Origin of the sequence: Pelosinus fermentans DSM 17108, from assembly GCF_000271485.2 — a bacterium.
In the GTDB taxonomy this organism is placed as follows: Bacteria; Bacillota; Negativicutes; order DSM-13327; family DSM-13327; genus Pelosinus; species Pelosinus fermentans.
This window is the reverse complement of record NZ_AKVN02000001.1, coordinates 3,654,278-3,672,137: the sequence shown is the minus strand read 5'-3', so window position 1 is coordinate 3,672,137 and position 17,860 is coordinate 3,654,278. Positions and strand designations below refer to the sequence as shown.

Genomic DNA, 17,860 nt, shown 5'->3' with positions numbered 1-17,860 from the left:
ATGCCGTTTTTTATACTTAGCCGATGTTTTCTTTTAAGCAGCTTTGCAGTACACTGGGGCAAAAGCCCGTACGTTTCTTAAAAAGCTTACTGAAATAATATGGGTCAGAATAGCCTACGCAAGCCGAAATTTCTGCTACTGAGCAAGCTGTAGTGGATAATAGTTCTTTTGCGCGGCGTATCCGGTAATCAATCAAATATTCATTTGGTCCCATCCCTGTATTTTTTTGAAATAAATAGGCAAATTGTTTGCTGTTTAGAGCATAGTGTCCGGCAAGCATTGGCACAGTAAGGGATTCCATGTAATGACTGTGAATGTATTCGATGGCCTGTTCTACAATTTCCTGTCCGCCTTCGTTGCGCCGGTTGTCAGCACTGGTTAGAATCTCATCCATAATACTGAGAAATAATGATTTAGCTCGCAGTTTTGGCAGTTTTCCCGGAGTTGTGCAGATCGTATATAGTCGATGCAGCAGATCATTGATGCGCGTGTTATAGCCAGCCTCCAACTCAAAATGAGCCAAAGCATAAGGAAAAGAATCAGCTGCACTATCATCAGTCTGATAATGTATGACCATAAAAGCCCATTCCGATCGTCCCTGCACCTCTTTATCTAATGACATATTTGGACCGGCATGAAAGACTTTTCCATATTCCATCTCATAAGGAACACCGTTGAAGAACATCCGGGCCCGCCCGCGCAATGGAAAAACAATTCCTGAAAACGGGGGAGTATATCGGCCAAAACATCTTCCGCCAGGAGGCACGACAGTTCTGGCTACATCAATAATACTAATATTGATTGTGGCATAATAATGGGCCAGTTCATTAATATTTACATTCATTTAGGGGTTGCCTCCCTTTTTCCTAGAAAGATAATTAGTTCTGTGCTATAATTGATATCGATTATCAATTATAGCTTTTTCATCCAGCGATTGTCAATGATTTATCTAACCTTATTCATTAGAGAATTTCTATCAGGAGAATAATTTATTTGGAAAAAATCCAGGATTCCTTGGAAATATATCCATTTACTCCTGCACTTGTACTTGCTATTCTATTTAATAAGCATTGAGATTAATCCTCATTTAGATTAGATGCTTAGCAATTATAACTACATATCAGGTCCACCCAGAGTAAAGTGCACGTAAAGGAGTCGAAGAAAATGAAAAAAATGTCCCGTACCAGAAAAAGCCTGCTATATGCCTTAATCGGCAGTAGTCTAGTCTGGCATGCACCGATAGTTTCCTATGCGGCGGAAGAAACACAGGAACCCGCCCCTGCCACCGAGCAAGCCGCCGAAGAACAAGCTGCTTCTACTGAAACAACCGTCGGACAGCGTGAATTTACACTGGAAGGAGTTGAAGTTACAGCCGATCGCAGTCAGGCTCTTCCTCCTGCTTACGCCGGAGGTCAGGTTGCCCGTGGAGCCAATCTCGGAATTCTAGGCAATAAGGATTTTATGGATACACCCTTTAACGTTACCAGTTATACTGCCCAGACTATGGAAGATAAACAGGCTGACACACTTTACGATGTTCTCATTAATGATCCATCGATCCGCTTCACCACCTCTGCTGGGCATAGCAATGAAAACTATATGATCCGAGGTTTAGAAGTAAATTATCAGCATCTCTATTTTAACGGTATGCAGGGATTGGCGCCGCAATACCATGTTCCGGTTGAATTCTTAGAACGGGTGGAAGTGCTTAAAGGTCCCAGTTCTTTTCTTTACGGTGGTGTAAGCACTTCGGTAGGCGGCGCCATCAATTTGGTGCCCAAACGCGCCGGCGAGGAGGACATCACTAACTTTACCACCAGCTATACCTCTTCGTCCCACTTAGGTGGCCATATTGATATTGGACGTCGGTTTGGCGAAAATAAAGAATGGGGTATTCGTTTCAACGGCGTTTATGCAGATGGTGATACTGAAGTTGACGGACAATCCAAAGAACGGTTACTGGGCTCTCTCGGGGTAGACTACCAAAAAGACAAATGGCGCCTGTCCATGGATGCATACGGCTCGCAGGAAAATTATGATAACGGAGCTACTTCTATGTATTACCTAGCCAACGGTTACGTAGAATCTGCTCCCGACGGTTCAACCAATGCATACAAGGGGACATCAGGGACGACACGGAATAATGGTGTCCTATTCAAGGGTGAATATGACATCCAGGACAATTTAACTGCTTATGCCGGTATCGGTAAATTATCAGCCAACGCAACCGGCTTCATCAACGGTAATCATGTTTTGAATTTAAAGTCCGATGGAACGGCAACGGCCCGGAATGTCTTCAAGCAAAACTTCTGGACTGACACCACTTCATCCGATTTTGGACTGCGCGGTGCTTACCAGACTGGTTCGGTAAAGCATCAACTTGTTTTAGGTGCAAGCTTCCAGGATACGGATTATTCCAATGCTTATAACCAAGGCAGCGGTAATTATCCAACGAATATTTATAACCCTGTCTCACTCGCCGACTACTTTAATAGCGTGGCGTCGCCAGCCAAGGGTAATAAGACACTCGTTACTAAACTTTCCAGTTATCTTCTGTCCGATACGCTTTCTTTTGACGAAGATAAAGTTCAGTTAACTTTGGGGGTACGGCGGCAAAATGTGGAACAGACAAGCTATAAATACTCCAATACCGCTGCTACCGGAACCCCGACTTCAAGTACCACTTATGACTCTGACGCCACTACACCGATGGTCGGCCTCATAGTCAAACCGTGGGGAGAATCGGTTTCTCTCTATGCCAATTATATTGAAGCACTTTCTCCTGGAACTGTGGTTGCTACAACGTATGACAATGCAAATGAAGTACTGGCGCCGTATAAAACCAAACAACAGGAAATTGGCGTCAAGTGGGACAAAGGAAATTTCGCCAATACCCTGGCCTTTTTTCAAATCAAAATGCCAAGCTATATGACTACTGATAACATTTATTCCTATGGCGGCGAACAGAAAAATCGTGGCATTGAATGGAATACATTTGGCAGCATAACAAAAAATTTCCGTGTTTTGGGCGGAATTGCCTATACTGATGGCGAACTGGTTCGTTCACGCATAAGCACAAATAAAGGAAAAACACCTTTTGGCGTACCTAAATGGACGATGAATGCCGGCGTCGAGTGGGACACGTCGTGGAACAAAGATTTAACCCTTTCTCTCCTGGCGGTATACACCGGATCCCAATACATTGATAATGCGAACACCATAAAAATCCCAAGCTGGGTACGCTATGATTTAGGTGCGCGTTATAAAACCACAATCAATAATGTTCCAGTCACATATCGTGCCAGCGTCGAAAATCTATTTGACAAACACTACTGGGCAGGTTGTTTCAGTAACGAGAATTATGCCACTTTGGGCGGCCCTCGCACCTTTAAATTATCAGCAACCTTCCAGATATAAACGAGGTATTTAACCATGAATACCACTACACTTGAGGTTTTTAAACGGCTAAGAGAACTTTTTGCCGGTACCGATAATACAACTCAAACTATATTGCGCATTCTAGCCGCCGTTTTCGGCGGCTATGCGCTTACCTCCAGCATGTTGGCGGCTTTGGTATTGCTGCTGCCCTGGGCAAAAGCGGATGCCTTGTTTTTTAGTGTGTTGTTTCCCCCTCTCTTTTACACTGGGGCACTGCTCTGGGCCTTTGCCGCTCCTACTGCCCAGCGCGCTTGGCGGAATTTACTTGTCGTTACGCTTTCTTGCGGGTTCCTGGCGCTAGTTGCTGCCTGGGTAAGATAAGGAGAAGTTATATGAATCAATCAAAAGAAAAGAGAAGCTTTACCCGGGGGATGAGTGAATTACACACTTGGGGTGGCCTGGTATTTGGCTGGCTGTTATTTGTTATCTTTTTTACCGGTACGTTAGCCGTATTTGAACAAGAGTTGACCCACTGGATGCAGCCTAATGTGAGGATCAGCGAGGTTGAGCCGGTTCAGGCGCTGGCATCGGCTGAAAAAAAGCTGCGGCAGCTTTCGCCAAAGGCGGACACCTGGATGATTGCTTTACCGCAACAACGTCACCAGGATCTGGAAATTACCTGGATAAAAGGCAAAAAAGCAGTAGAGAAGCATCTGAACCCTCAAAGTGGGGCAATCATTAAGACGCCGGAGACTGAGGGTGGTCACTTCCTTGCTCATTTTCATTTTGAGCTGCACAGCGGCAAGGTCGGCTTATGGCTGGTTACGTTAGCTTCTATGGTCATGCTGGCTGCACTTGTATCCGGTATAGCCATCCGCCGACAGGTCTTCAAAGATTTTTTCCGTCTTCGTTGGCGAAAAAACTGGCTGAATGTTCATACCATGACCGGAGTCTTCACCCTTCCCTTTGTCCTTTTAATTACTTATACGGGACTGACTGTCACCTTTTTAATGCTGCTGCCTGTAGTTCCTCAGGTATTGTACGGTAGTTCCTGGAAAGGACCGCAATCTGTTGCAGCTAAGAATTTTGAACGTCCCCGTGCCAATCTGCCGAGAGAATTAGTACCGTTGACCAGTCTTTTGCCACTAGCTGAGGCAGAACTGGGAAAAGGAAAAATCTCCTTCATCCGAGTCAGTAATCCCGGTGACCAGCAGGCGGTAGTTACTTTTTTTAGAACGATTGATGACACCGTTGTTGCAATCAGCAATAGAGCTATTTTTGATGGGGTTACCGGTGAATTGCTTGGCAGCCAGACAACCTGGAGTAAATATGTTCATATTTATCGTTCACTGGTCGGTTTACACATTGCCAGATTTGGCGGATATCCCATAGCTTGGCTGTATTTTGCCGCTGGTTTGATTAGTTGCATCATGATTGCCGCCGGCCTGATATTTTTTACCATCAAACGCCGCAGCCGCTATGCCCGTAATAGTCAGATGGCTCAATGGATGTATCGTGCCATTGAGGGACTGAACATTACGGCTATTATCGGTATTATCATTGCCTGCATTGCTTATTTGTGGGCTAACCGGTTACTGCCCTTTGACATCAAAGAACGGGCTGACGCCGAAATAACAGCGTTTTTCAGCGTATGGCTCATTACGTTGTTTCATGCATTTTTACGCCCTCCATTACGTGCCTGGATCGAACAGCTGCGTATCGCAGCAGGACTTTGCATCGGATTGCCAGCGCTTAACGCACTCACAACTAACGTCGGTTTATTACCAGCAATCGCTCGCAACGATTGGATGACTGTCAGTGTCGATCTAACAGCTGCTTCACTGGGAATTCTATTGGCACTCACAGCCTGGCGTGTTTCCTTAAAAGAAAGGAATAATGAGAAACTGTTGGAGCAACAATCCTCACTTAGTTCTAGTTCTGTAAATTTTCCTATAGAACGTACCCCTTTGCAATAAAATATTGGTTATGTTTTGTAAAGAGTAAATGTAATAAAAAGTACGCAGAATACGGTATTCTGCGTACTTTTTTTTACCTTGCAGTTTAAATCCAGATGCAAGCAAGTATAAGATAATATAATTAAAGATCAGTTGGATAGATCACTTAGTACCTGTATTTTTCTTGAAATGTCAATACTAAGTTGTTATAATCATTCCATGGGATAAGAATACGGATAAAAGAGGTAATCAGATATGATAACAATTACAGAAGATATTTTAAAAAGTGTTGAGAACTTTAAAGAAAAGTTACAGCAATATCATGAAGGCAAATTAGAAAACTTGAAAGCCTTTAGTTCTATTATGGGAATTTATAAAGAAGGACCCAAAGATACATATATGGTAAGACCCAGAATTGCTGGTGGAGTAACAACTGCAAATCAGTTGCAGGGGTTAAGCAAGATTGCTGAGAAATACGGTGTTGATATGCGTTTTACAACAAGACAGGACATTCAACTTCATTCCGTAAAAGTTGGGGATTTAGGCAATGTGCTGGATGACTTGTTACAATGCGGCTTAATTACACGAGGAGCGGGTGGTGATGGTGTAAGAAATGTTGCCTGTTCGCCTCTTTCCGGAGTCGCACAAGATGAGATTTTTGATGTCACTCCATATGTTAAGGCTGTTACGAATTTCATGATGACAGATCCTGTTAATCTTAAGTTACCAAGAAAATATAAGATTGCATTTTCAAATAGTTTAGAAGACACTGCGAATGCAACCATAGCTGATATTGGGTTTATTGCTAAAATCGTTGATGGTAAAAGAGGCTTTGAAGTATATGGGGCCGGTGGACTTGGTGGCAATGCTAAAGTGGGCATAAAGCTTGAGGATTTTATTGTGGATACAGAAGCATTATATTATGTAGAAGCAATGAAAAGAGTTTTCGCAAGAGAAGGCGATAGAACGAACAGACACAAGGCTAGATTGCGATTTGTTCTTTTAAGATTGGGAGAAGAAGAGTTTATTAAGATGTTTAGAAAAGAATTGGATGAATTAAAAAAATCCGGACAGGACTTAGCACTTCATATTGATTCTGAAGAAGAAAACGTGCAAACTACCCAGGAGAAACAATTTCCATGGGATAAGCAATATAAGAATGTAATATTCCCACAACAACAAGCAGGATACTATTCTGTATATATTCACCCTAAAAAAGCGACAATTACTACCCATGATCTAAATGAATTATTGGCTTTCTTAACAAAATTAGATTATAAGACATCAATACGTGTAACCTTAACGCAAGGGCTTTTTGTAAGAGATGTAAAAGAAAAAGACGTGCAGAATGTACTTGCGATAACGTCTAAATTTTCATCTATATTTAATATAGAAAATACAGTTGCATGCGTAGGACCTACGATTTGTAATTTTGGACTTAATAATTCTCATGAGTTATTAGACAGCATTCTGGAAACTTTTAAGGATGCACCAGAGGATATTAAGGCTGCATTACCAAGGGCATTTATCTCGGGCTGTCATAATTCCTGTGGACAACATCAAAAGGGGTTAATTGGATTTACTGGAAAAAGAGGTCGTACGGAAAAAGGAGTAATTCCAACCTATGCGATGTCTTTTAATGGAATAGTCGGTCCTGGTGCAGTACGATTTGGAGATGTATATGGAGATGTGCCTGCTGAAAAAATAGCAAGCCTTCTGGTGGATTTAGCTAATTTAAAAGTAAATTCAAAGTGTATAGGTTTTGATGAATTTATAAAAGAGAAAGAAGCAGAAGTAAAGGAATTAGTTGCTAATTACTCTTTATAAGGATTGGTAACAATAAGTGAGTGAGGCAACTAGGAGAAGCAGGACGCTTCACTAGCTGCCTCTTTCTTTATAAATGAACTAGCCAAGGAATATATATAGGGGCGATAAAAGAAATGAAGATAGCGGCTACAGCCATGGCTACTCCTGCCATAGCGCCTTGAAGTGCCCCTTCTTGGAGAATGGTGGCCGTACCTTGCCCATGAGAAGTAACTCCCATGGCTAATCCCCTGGCGATTGGATTTGTTATTTTACAGGAAGAAAGAAGACTAGGTCCAATGATAGAACCTAAGGTGCCTGTAAAGACTACGAAGGCAACAGCAATAGCTGGATCGCCGCCGGTTAGGCGAGAAATCTCAATCGCAATAGGAGCTGTTATGGATTTTGGAGCGATGGATGCAACGATAAGAGCATCAAGGCCACTAAATTTTGCCAGTAAAACAGCTGTTGTCAGGGTTGCCAGAGCGCCAAAGCATATACCAAATAGTATTGGAAACAAGGCTTGGAGCAGTACTGCGCGATTTAAATAAAGAGGCAAAGCTAAGGCCACGGTAGCAGGACCCAGCAAAAAGGTCATAATATCTTTACCTGGTGTGTATTGTTCAAAGGTAATGCCTGTGTAATGGAAAACAATTATAATGACTGTAGTACTTAATAATACTGGATTGAATATGGGATTTTTAGTGTGTAAAAATATTTTTCGGCTAATGAGATATAATATAACAGTAAGAAGAATCGTAAGAAAAATCAACATTGTAGTAGGCAAATTAGTCCGCTCCTCCCTCTTTTTCGCAAGATTTAGTTAGAAGTTGAACGACAATTCCAGTTGCAATTAAAGCGACTAAAGCGCTGATAACTAAAGGCAAGAAGAGAAGATGTCCTTTTTGAGTAAATAAATCTCCCCATTCCATGAGTCCGACAGCGATAGGAATGAAGAAAAAAGACAAATGTTTAAGTAATGGATTTGCGCCGAGAGCAAGCCATTGTTCTTTAATGATTCCCCCAGAGAGCAGCGCAAATAAAAGAAGCATGCCCAGCACACTGCCTGGTATTGGCAAGTGAAAGAACTCTACTGTCCACGTACTGATAAAATAAATAAACCATAATAAGAATATTTGCCCTGCTGTTTTTAGTAGGTTTTGCAATCAGTATCACCTCTTCATGTATGATGTACAAATAGTTTAAGTCTATAGTATATCGTAAATCGAGAAAAATGAGTAATAGAATTTAGGAAAATAATGCGTATTATATACATTCTAATTGGATTTAGTATATAATACTTCTATAACGTATATTTTTATTGAGGTGTAGTAGTGGAACAATTAATAGTATTCTTTCAGAATTTTGGGGTATTGGGACTCTTTATCATATCCTTTATCGAATCGATTTTCTCACCGATTTTACCTGACCTGCTATTAGTCCCTATGGCTTTGTCAGTTCCTGAAAAAGCGATTTATTATTCGATCATTGCGACTGTCGGTTCAGTATTAGGTGGAATTGTTGGATACTTTATTGGTAATAAGTACGGGATTATTGCTGTAAAAAAATATGTTCCAAATAAATACGTAGAGAAAATTAACGGCTGGCTGGAGCAGTATGGGGGATGGGCTATTTTTCTTGCTGCTCTGGCACCAATTCCTTATAAATTTGTCAGCATTAGTTCCGGTGTCTTTCGCATTAATATGGTAGTCTTTTTAATCGCTTCCGTATTTGGAAGAGGAAAAAGATTTCTCTTGGAGGGAATCTTGATCTTTTATTACGGTCCACAAGCAATTGAACTAATTAAGACTTACTCCAATACTTTTATGATTGGCGTAATCATCTTTATTGTTCTTCTTGCTGTGGCAATTGCTGTGATGAGAAAAGTTCCTCAAAGAAAATTAAGCTAATCATATCGTAGATCAATTTGTAGTTATAAACCAGCCTGCATTCATCCTGCAGGCTGGTTTTTTTATAAATAGAGAAAGATAAAAAGCAATAATAAACGCGAAGGTCACGAAGAAATGTGAAGAACGCGAAGGGATATTGATCTTTTCTTTATGCCTCCATAATGTTTTATCTTTTTAAAAGACGGGGCGGAATATTCATCTTAGTGTTCTTCGTGATCTTTGTGTCTTCGCGGTTCAAAAGGCTTTTTTCTTAGACGCTTTAGGGTTTTCGCAATTTTAGACTAGGATTCTACAGTCGTTTACCGTATACTGGTATTATAATATAATGGATGCTGAAATAGAGGTGGATACATGGAAATCGGGAAGACTCCTCAGACGCCTGGAAAGGTTACAGAAACTGCTCAAGTAGGGAATGCTCAACGATCTCAAGAAGTGAGTGAATTATCGAGTAGCAATCAATTGGTACAAAAGGATTTTCAAGTTAATTTAGAAGATAGTATAAAGACAAAGCTGGCGGACTTAGCAAAATCACTGCAAAATCGGGAACAATTACTGCAATCATTGCCAGAGGATATAAAGAAAATCGTCCAGCAGCTTTTGCAGCAAATGTCGTCAACAAAAGATGTATCCCAGGGGATGGATTACTTATTAAAAGCACAAAAAAATATCGCAGAGCAGCTCCACAACTTAGGAAATAGCTTAGAATTAGCTCTAACCTTGCAGCAGGATAAGTATCAAGATATAAAACTTTTTTTAAATAAAGTAGCAGAATTTCTAAAAGGGCAAGATGGAATGTCCCCTGATCAATTAGCCAATCAATTGCTGTTATTAGCAAAAGAAGGAACGGTTTTGGTTCAAAGCAATCTTAAGCAGGCTGTAGAACAATTTTTACAGCAGCTCTCTTCAAAAAAACTGCAGCAATTCGGCAGCGATAGCCAAGAAAATATAATATTGCAGCTAGCTAAACAGTTAACTGGGAGCAGCAGTTTATCACAAGGTGATGTAAAACAGATCGCAAAACAATTATTGCAGCAAATTATGCCAGAGAATATGAGTCAGCTTACGGAAAATGACCAGAAGGCTGTTATCCAATTGATGAAAATGTTGGAAAGTAAGATACCGCTGACACAGCAGCAAGCAGCAGAAAGCGGCTTGCCCGATCTACCTGAGATCTGGTCAGTTGCAAAAGCGGTGGATGCTCAGCAATTTAAGGATATTGCACCAAAGGTTCTTCAGCAAGCTGCAAATGCATTAGAGGATCTTCTACAGGAGATGAAAGCATCGCCTGACAAAAGTGCGGTGGCTGCAAAGCTAGAAGCTTTTGGGCAAAGTTTGCCGCCGGAAATTGGCAAAGCGGTGCAGCAGCTCATTAAGCAGGGGATAACAGAACAAAGTCTAGTGACCTTAGGTAAAACTCTTGAGAATGCAGCGCTATTAAACGGAAAAATATCGGAACAAGTCAAAAACCTTGTATCAAATTTGGCCGAAAATATGACGGCGAAATCTTTGGCATCTCCAGCAGCAGATTTACTGGCGCAAGTTGCAAAGCAATTAGCAGGGGCCACTACAACGATTGAGCAATTAACAACACTTATGAAGCAGATTAATCAACAGCTGTCTTTCAATCAAGGGAAACTATTGGAGAAGGCTCAGTCTGGATTAGAGCAACTAACAAAGACCATGGAGCAAAATATACCCCAAGCATTGCAGGATATGGCAGCTAAAAGTAAACTGCCTGAATTATCGAAAATATGGGTGTTATTAAAAGCTGCAGGAGCTGAGCCATGGCAAAATGCGGATTCACAAAATTTGCAAAGGTCGGCAAGTATCATAAAAGAATTAGCTCATTCTCTGTATAAATCAATCGCCGGTGAGACGGAAAGACAAGTCGATCATAAAACATTGTCCTTTTCCGTACCACTCTATTTTGCCGATGGAACATCCTACCCTACTCATATTCATATTTATCATCAAGAAAAAGAAAATAATAATCAGGGTACAAAACGACAATTTGAGACATGGATGAGAGTAAGTGTGGATACGCAAAATATTGGTATTGTGGATAGCGTATTTCGTTTATATGAAGAAAATAAATTAGATTTGCGAGTCATCTTTCCTGATACGGAAGCAATTAGTGAATTTAAGCAAAGCTTGCCAGACATTCGAAAAAGTATTGAGGATACGACTCTTACACTCACAAATATTATGATTAACAAAATTTAATTTTCACGTAATATGTGAAAAATGGTTGTTTTCTGGAAAACAGAAAACAACCATTTTTTAGATTGTGAAATCACCGAACAAAGTTGATTTTGCTGGAAAGTGAGTAAGGATCAGGCTCCGGCAATGGTAACGATTTAGAATTAAGTAAGTTAAAAAAGTAACATTCTACATGAGAATTACTTCACAATTACATATAGCTAAAACGCATGGGTTCGATTACTATAAAAGATTTTACCTCCTGTATTTTCTGTTGTAAAATAAAAAACAAGAATTGTCCGATTAAATACTAAATTCACTAAATACAGTTTATTTTGGCTTTTTGCAATATTTAAACAATATTGTGGAAATATATATGCAAGTGTAAAATTCCCCGTAATTTCACAGAATATAATAGGAGGTGTATTTATTTGAAAATTATAGTTCTTGTCAAACAGGTTCCCGGAACTGATTCGGTCAAATTAGATCCTGTAACCGGTGTCATGGTGCGTACTGGTAAAGATACGATTATTAACCCCTTAGATGAAAATGCATTGGCTGAGGCAATTCGAATTAAGAATACCTATCCTGATGTCAAAATCACTGCTGTTAGCATGGGGCCAATCTCAGCAATGAAAGCAATCAAAGAAGCAATTGCAATGGGGGCTGATGATGGGATTTTAGTATCAGGCAGAGAGTTTGCTGGTTCCGATACCATTGCAACAGCCAAAGTTATTGCTGCAGCTATCAAGAAGACCGGCGATTTTGATATGATTCTCTGTGGAGAGCGGGCTACTGATGGCGAAACTGGTCAGACCGCCGCCATGATTGCTCACTACCTAGGGGTCCCTGCCCAAACCTATGTCTCTGCCTTAGAAGTGTTAGAAGATGGTGTTATTGTTAAACGTACTGTTGAGAGTGGTTTTGAAAGAGTTCAAGTTACTTTCCCAGTATTAGTTTCTGTAAATAAAGATATTAGTGATACAGGATTCCCTACATTAGACGGTAAGTTGAAAGCAAAGAAAGTTGAAGTTCCAATGCTTGGGAATGCCGAACTTGGTTTTGATAAAAGTGAGCTTGGTCTAACTGGATCACCAACTCGCGTGGTTAAAATTTTCAGCCCTAAACTATCTCGGGATACGATTATGGTTAAAGCCAATGCGACAATGCAGCCAATTGATGAATTGATGTCGTTCTTAGTTCAAAAGGATGTTTTATAAAAGGAGGTAACAATAAAGATGTCAATGTATGTAAATTGCAGCATAGCAGAAGCTAAGAATCTTTCCGACTTTAAGGGTGTATTTATACTAGGTGAACAACGGGATGGTAAAATTCAAGCCGTTACTTTTGAACTCTTAACTTGGGGACGGGGCATTGCCGATGACCTTGGCTGTGAACTTGCCTGTGTACTACTAGGTGATGAAATTGAGAATATGGACGAAGTCATTCTTCGTGGTGCTGATAAAGTATTTTTCATCCAAGATCCTATTTTCAAGAACTTCTTAACCCAGCCTTACAGTAATGCAATTACTCGTTTAGTGAATGAAGAAAAACCAGAAGTTATCATCGCTGGTGCAACAACTACGGGCCGTACGGTAATGCCTTTAGTTGCAGCTAAAACCAATACTGGTTTAACAGCTGACTGCACAGAACTTACTGTCGATCCTGATACAAAGCTGTTATTACAAACTCGTCCAGCGATTGGCGGCAATATTATGGCTACCATTAAGACGCCTGATACACGTCCACAAATGGCAACCGTACGTCCAAGATCTGCCAAGCAATCTCCTGTAGATACTTCTAGAACCGGTCAAATCATTGTTAAAAATTATGCAGGTGCAACAACAATGACAGTTGAAAAGTTCCTGGAGTTCATAATCGATACTACGCAAGCAGTAAGTATTGAAGAAGCAGATATCATTATTGCCGGTGGCAAGGGAATGAAAAATGCCGCAGGTTTCAAATTAATAGAAGAATTGGCAGAGCTAATGGGAGCTGCTGTGGGTGCTACTCGTGATGCAGTTGAGCTTGGCTGGTCTACGTATCCCCATCAGGTTGGCCTATCTGGTAAGACCGTGTCTCCTAAACTAATTATTGCTGCAGGTATAGCAGGTAAAATTCAATTCTTAGCAGGTATGCAGACCTCGGATGTTATTGTGGCAATCAATAAAGACCCTGAAGCACAAATCTTCAAAGTGGCCGACTTCGGTATTGTGGGCGATGTATTTGAAGTGATGCCTATGCTGATTGAAACAGTCAAAAAAATAAAAGCGAGTGCATAAGGAGGTAGGGGTAGTAATGCAATTTAACAAAATAACAGAGAACATTATTAAACAATTAGAAGCAATTCTAGGTAAAGCCAACGTAGTTGTAGATGAAGAAAAAATGGAAATGTACTCTCGTGATGAAACATCTGATAAACTTTGGGAGAAAATGCCTGAAGTTGTTATAAAACCGGAAAATGCCCAGCAGATTGCTGAAGTTGTGAAGCTGGCAAATCGTGAATTGGTCCCCATTACGCCTAGAGGCGGCGGTTCTGGACTTGCAGCAGGTGCTGTTCCACTCCATGGTGGTATGGTATTATCATTAGAAAAAATGAATAAAATTCTAGAAATCGACAAAGAAAATTTATTCATGGTCTTAGAGCCTGGTGTTACAACAGGAGAAGTGCAAAAAGAAGCGAAAGAGTTAAATCTCTTTTATGCTGGTGATCCTTGTTCTGCAGAATCTTCCTTCATTGGGGGCAATGTTGCAACAAATGCTGGTGGTAACAAAGCAATTAAATACGGTGTAACAGGACGTCATGTATATGGTTTAGAAGTGGTTATGCCAGATGGGGAAATCGTTGTTTACGGTGGCAAGAACGTAAAAGATGTTACTTTCTATGATATGGTACATTTAATGGTTGGCTCAGAAGGTACGCTAGGAATTATTACAAAAATCTGGCTGAAGTTAATGCCATTGCCTCAATATGTTGCCGATTTATTGGTTCCTTTCCCAGATATGCAATCTGCTATCAAAGTAGTACCTAAGATTATGACTGCTGGTATAATCCCGACTGCTGTTGAATTTATGGATAGTTTGTCGATTAAAGCAGCGGAATTGTATTTGAATAAAAAGCTGCCATTTAGTGATGCAGGCGCATACATTATCTGTGAAGTGGATGGCAATACTGAACTGCAAGTACAAGAAGATTATGAAACCATTGGAAAGCTATGTAAAGAAAATGGTGCGCTGGAAGTATTCGTAGCAGATAATATTTCGACACAAGACCGCATTTGGAAATCACGTAAAGCCTATGCGGAAGCACTTCGTATGCTGAGCCCAGTATATTGCATGGAAGATATTGTAGTGCCAATTGCAAACATTCCTGCAGCCCTGGATGCGATTGAAAAAATTGCAGCAAAATTTGAGTGCAAAATCCCTAGTGCTGGACATGCTGGTGATGGAAACATTCATGCCACCATTTTGCGTGAAGATCGTGATGAACATGCTTGGCATGATTTGAAAGATTCTGTTTTAGCTGAAATCTATGATGCTGTATATGCTCTTGAAGGTAACTTATCAGGGGAGCATGGTATTGGTGCAAAACGTATATCAGCCATGTATAAGCACATGACTGAAGGACAAAAGAAAGTCCTAAAAACAGTGAAAGAAGCTTTTGATCCAAATAACATTATGAATCCTGGAAAAGTCGTACTACTTGGTACAATTGCTGAATCATAAGCAAAAGCAGTCTAAGTCTCTTATCCTGAGATTTAGGCTGTTTTCTTTCTTATAACATCAAAAATTATAACTTTTGGGACGTTGAGCACAGAGAGCACTGAGTACTAAGAAGACACAGAGCGGGTCTTCTTATCTTTATCAGCCATAATGTAGATTGAAAATGTATAAAAGTGTGATACAATAATAAAATACTAAGTTTGTCAGTAGCAGGAAGGATGAAATAGGTTGTTTGATTTTTCGTGTATGAGTTTAGAGCAGTTAGTAATACATAAAGTAGGGAATAAGTTGCGGGATGAAGGTGTTTTTCTTTCACCAAGTTCTTATGATATGAAAGATGGCAATGTAGAGGAACTGTTGCTAAAATATTTTTTATCATCCTTTAAAGAAAAAGTATTGTATAAGTTTTTCCATGAAACAGATATTCATTTGAACGAATTATACATGTATGTAAGCAGTATTTTTATAGAACCTGAAACTTTTTATGAACAATCCATTAGTATCTTAAAACATCTGTATGAGAAATCTTCTCATCCGCAAATTAAAGGCGGAGAATTCTATATGGCGTATTTTAAAGATTGCATAATCAATGATCAAAAAGCTGATGGAATTGGTATTTTTAAAACAGAAAAAAAGGAAACCTACTTAAAAGTTACCAAATATGCAGATGAGTTTATGATTGGCAGTGATAAAGGGATCAACGTTAAAAAGCTGGATAAGGGATGTATTATTTTTAACGCCAATTCAGATGATGGCTATCGGGTTGCCATTGTTGATGCAGTAAATAAAGGCGATAATCAAGCTTTATATTGGAAGGATGAATTCTTACGCTTGACCAATGTGCAGGATGAATACTTTCATACGGAAAATTGTTTGCAGGTGTGCAGAGATTTTGCAGAAAATATTTATGGTGAAATATATCAGGCCGATAAAAAGGATCAGGTAGTGTTTGTCAATGAAGCAGTCGCGTATTTTGATAAACATAACCAATTTCATTTAGAAGAATTTGTACAATCTGTTGTAAAAGAGCCGGAATTAATTGAGCAGTTTATAGAGCATAAACAAAATTATGAGACAAATCAAGGATTTGTGCCTGCAGAAGGATTTACGATTTCCACTCCTGCAGTAAAGAGCGTAAAAAAGAAATTTAAAAATATGATTAAACTAGATACTGAAATTGAAATCAAAGTAAAAAGCCCTACAACAGAGACTGGCAATATGCAGTTTATTGAACGAGGTTTTGATGATGAAAAAGGTATGCACTTTTATAAAGTGTATTTTAATGAAGAAGAATAAGCTAAGGGAAATGGGGAGAATATAAAATGAATTCTAAAGCTGAGTTAGTTGAACTCATTCAGCAATTGCCAGAAGAAAAAGTTGCCATTGCTATTACTCTAATCAAAGAACTGCAGGATAAGACAGAAAGTAGTGAGAAAACTCCAGATCCTATATTCGATTTGATGAAAGCGGTTATATATGCTATGAATAATAGTTTATATGATTTATCCATAGAAGCTGGACGTAAAGAAGAAAAGGTACTGGCTAATCGTTTGGAATCCTATCGTAAGAGAGTTTCAGAAGCTTGGGAAGTTTATAAAAAATAGCATTACCTCAACCTGTAAAAGGCTTTATCTGCAAGATAAGGCTTTTTTCTCAGTGTTCTCTGCGCCTCTGCGGTTCGGTTTACTTTCTATGTTTTAAAGGACGCGTAGCGTTTTTCTTATGGATATAGATGGAAATAGTATGAATTGTTACATAAATCAAAATAAACACACAATTACAACACGGTTAAAACACAAACAAAACAAGTTCGATTGTATTGTTTGGTATAACAACAAAAGCAATTCATTCTATGGGGAAAAGCTAGGAATTGTCTGTCAAATAGCTGTAGTACAACTTTTATTTTGAATAAGACAGGTTTTGGCATGATTATTGCAAGAATATTAAGAAGATAAAAATATAAAAATACATGCGAGGGCACAAGATGGTTGGTGTGGTAATTGTTGCACATGGATGTTTCGCAAGTGCCTTGCTTACTACTGCAGAAGAGATTGCAGGGAAACAGGAACAGGTTATATCTCTTAATTTTACAACGGGTGAAAATACAGCTGATTTGCAGCTGCGCATTAAAGAAGCCGCAAGAAGCGTAGACACTGGTCAAGGTACTATCATATTCGTTGATTTACTAGGAGGAAGCCCTTATCAGGCAGCAGCTATAGTGGCAATGCAGCAGTCAGGGATTGAGATGGTTGCAGGTGTAAATATGCCCATGCTGTTAGAAATATTACCTGTCAGGAATGATAAATTGATGAATGTAACAAATGCCGCCTTAAAAGGAGGTCATGATGGCATTCGTAATTTCGATATCATGAAGTAACCATAGAAGAAGGAAGAGATTAGGTGGGAATTGAATTAGTAAGAATTGATGATCGTCTCATTCATGGTCAGATTGTTATGGCGTGGTGTAAGACCATGCCAATCGAACGTATTGTCGTGATTGATGACGAAGTGGCGTTAGATTTCATTCGTAAGATGCTTCTCGAAACCGTAGCACCTCCTGGTATCAACGTTTCGGTTTTAAATGTGATTCAAGGGGTAGAAAGCTTGAAAACGGACACTTTTGCAGAAGAAAAGTTACTTTTATTAGCTACCAACCCAACTACTATATTGAATTTAGTAGAAAATGGCTTAGCGATTAGTAAGGTCAATATTGGCGGGATGAGTTTCAGTCAAGGCAAAACCCCGGTGACAAAAGCTGTATCGATATCTGATACTGATAAACAGGCTTTTAAAGAGCTTCATGAACATGGTATTGATTTGCAGATTCAATTATTGCCTCATGATATTCCACTAGACCTTATGCTCGAGATAAATTAAGGGGTATCCACTGCT

General features: G+C 39.7%; 16 protein-coding genes. 13 read left to right on the top strand and 3 right to left on the bottom strand.

Annotated elements, in window-relative coordinates; translation table 11 throughout:
- Positions 1-16: 16 nt before the first annotated feature.
- A complete protein-coding gene (locus FR7_RS17040) occupies positions 17-844 on the bottom strand; it encodes a helix-turn-helix domain-containing protein (RefSeq protein WP_007933637.1) in 828 nt (275 codons plus the stop codon).
- A gap of 320 nt (positions 845-1,164) precedes the next feature.
- Here FR7_RS17040 and FR7_RS17035 point away from each other — a divergent pair, with 320 nt between their 5' ends.
- The 4 genes from FR7_RS17035 (at position 1,165) to FR7_RS17020 (ending at position 7,160) form a co-directional block, all read left to right on the top strand.
- Positions 1,165-3,417 (top strand): TonB-dependent receptor, encoded by a 2,253-nt coding sequence (locus tag FR7_RS17035; protein ID WP_007933635.1) that lies wholly within the window; start codon positions 1,165-1,167, stop codon positions 3,415-3,417.
- A 15-nt stretch (positions 3,418-3,432) separates the two neighbouring features.
- A complete protein-coding gene (locus FR7_RS17030; RefSeq protein ID WP_007933633.1) occupies positions 3,433-3,759 on the top strand; it encodes a hypothetical protein in 327 nt (108 codons plus the stop codon).
- Positions 3,720-5,354 carry a PepSY-associated TM helix domain-containing protein gene (locus tag FR7_RS17025; RefSeq protein WP_237769545.1) on the top strand — a complete coding sequence of 545 codons (1,635 nt, stop codon included), beginning with the start codon at positions 3,720-3,722 and terminating at the stop codon, positions 5,352-5,354. The genes FR7_RS17030 and FR7_RS17025 overlap by 40 nt, the downstream gene beginning before the upstream one ends.
- A gap of 234 nt (positions 5,355-5,588) precedes the next feature.
- Entirely contained in the window at positions 5,589-7,160 is a 1,572-nt protein-coding gene (locus FR7_RS17020; RefSeq protein ID WP_007933629.1) for a nitrite/sulfite reductase, read from the top strand.
- A 67-nt stretch (positions 7,161-7,227) separates the two neighbouring features.
- Here the strand turns inward: FR7_RS17020 and FR7_RS17015 are convergent, their stop codons facing one another.
- Together FR7_RS17015 and FR7_RS17010 are read right to left on the bottom strand one after the other, a co-directional pair.
- Positions 7,228-7,923: an LrgB family protein gene (locus tag FR7_RS17015; protein WP_007933627.1), complete on the bottom strand. Its 696-nt coding sequence runs from the start codon at positions 7,921-7,923 to the stop codon at positions 7,228-7,230.
- 1 nt (position 7,924) lies between these two features.
- The gene (locus FR7_RS17010; protein ID WP_007933625.1) at positions 7,925-8,302 is read right to left on the bottom strand and encodes a CidA/LrgA family holin-like protein; all 378 of its coding nucleotides are present in this window, start codon (positions 8,300-8,302) and stop codon (positions 7,925-7,927) included.
- A 168-nt stretch (positions 8,303-8,470) separates the two neighbouring features.
- On the opposite strand from FR7_RS17010, the gene FR7_RS17005 reads away from it, so the two are divergent.
- From FR7_RS17005 to FR7_RS16965, 9 genes are all read left to right on the top strand, one after another.
- Positions 8,471-9,046, top strand: a complete 576-nt coding sequence (locus tag FR7_RS17005) for a YqaA family protein (protein WP_007933623.1) — start codon at positions 8,471-8,473, stop codon at positions 9,044-9,046.
- A 351-nt stretch (positions 9,047-9,397) separates the two neighbouring features.
- Positions 9,398-11,269, top strand: coding sequence for a hypothetical protein (locus tag FR7_RS17000; protein ID WP_007933622.1), 1,872 nt, complete (start codon positions 9,398-9,400; stop codon positions 11,267-11,269).
- A gap of 407 nt (positions 11,270-11,676) precedes the next feature.
- Positions 11,677-12,465, top strand: coding sequence for an electron transfer flavoprotein subunit beta/FixA family protein (locus tag FR7_RS16995; RefSeq protein WP_007933621.1), 789 nt, complete (start codon positions 11,677-11,679; stop codon positions 12,463-12,465).
- 18 nt (positions 12,466-12,483) lie between these two features.
- The gene (locus FR7_RS16990) at positions 12,484-13,527 is read left to right on the top strand and encodes an electron transfer flavoprotein subunit alpha/FixB family protein (protein ID WP_007933620.1); all 1,044 of its coding nucleotides are present in this window, start codon (positions 12,484-12,486) and stop codon (positions 13,525-13,527) included.
- Positions 13,528-13,543: 16 nt separating this feature from the next.
- On the top strand, positions 13,544-14,971 hold the full coding sequence (locus tag FR7_RS16985) for an FAD-binding oxidoreductase (protein ID WP_007933619.1): 1,428 nt from the start codon (positions 13,544-13,546) through the stop codon (positions 14,969-14,971).
- 225 nt (positions 14,972-15,196) lie between these two features.
- Complete coding sequence (locus FR7_RS16980; RefSeq protein WP_007933618.1) at positions 15,197-16,264, top strand: nucleoid-associated protein; 1,068 nt, start codon at positions 15,197-15,199, stop codon at positions 16,262-16,264.
- Positions 16,265-16,290: 26 nt separating this feature from the next.
- Positions 16,291-16,572: a hypothetical protein gene (locus FR7_RS16975; RefSeq protein ID WP_007933616.1), complete on the top strand. Its 282-nt coding sequence runs from the start codon at positions 16,291-16,293 to the stop codon at positions 16,570-16,572.
- 380 nt (positions 16,573-16,952) lie between these two features.
- The gene (locus FR7_RS16970) at positions 16,953-17,345 is read left to right on the top strand and encodes a PTS sugar transporter subunit IIA (RefSeq protein WP_007933615.1); all 393 of its coding nucleotides are present in this window, start codon (positions 16,953-16,955) and stop codon (positions 17,343-17,345) included.
- A 23-nt stretch (positions 17,346-17,368) separates the two neighbouring features.
- Positions 17,369-17,845: a PTS sugar transporter subunit IIB gene (locus FR7_RS16965; RefSeq protein ID WP_007933613.1), complete on the top strand. Its 477-nt coding sequence runs from the start codon at positions 17,369-17,371 to the stop codon at positions 17,843-17,845.
- Positions 17,846-17,860: the final 15 nt, after the last annotated feature.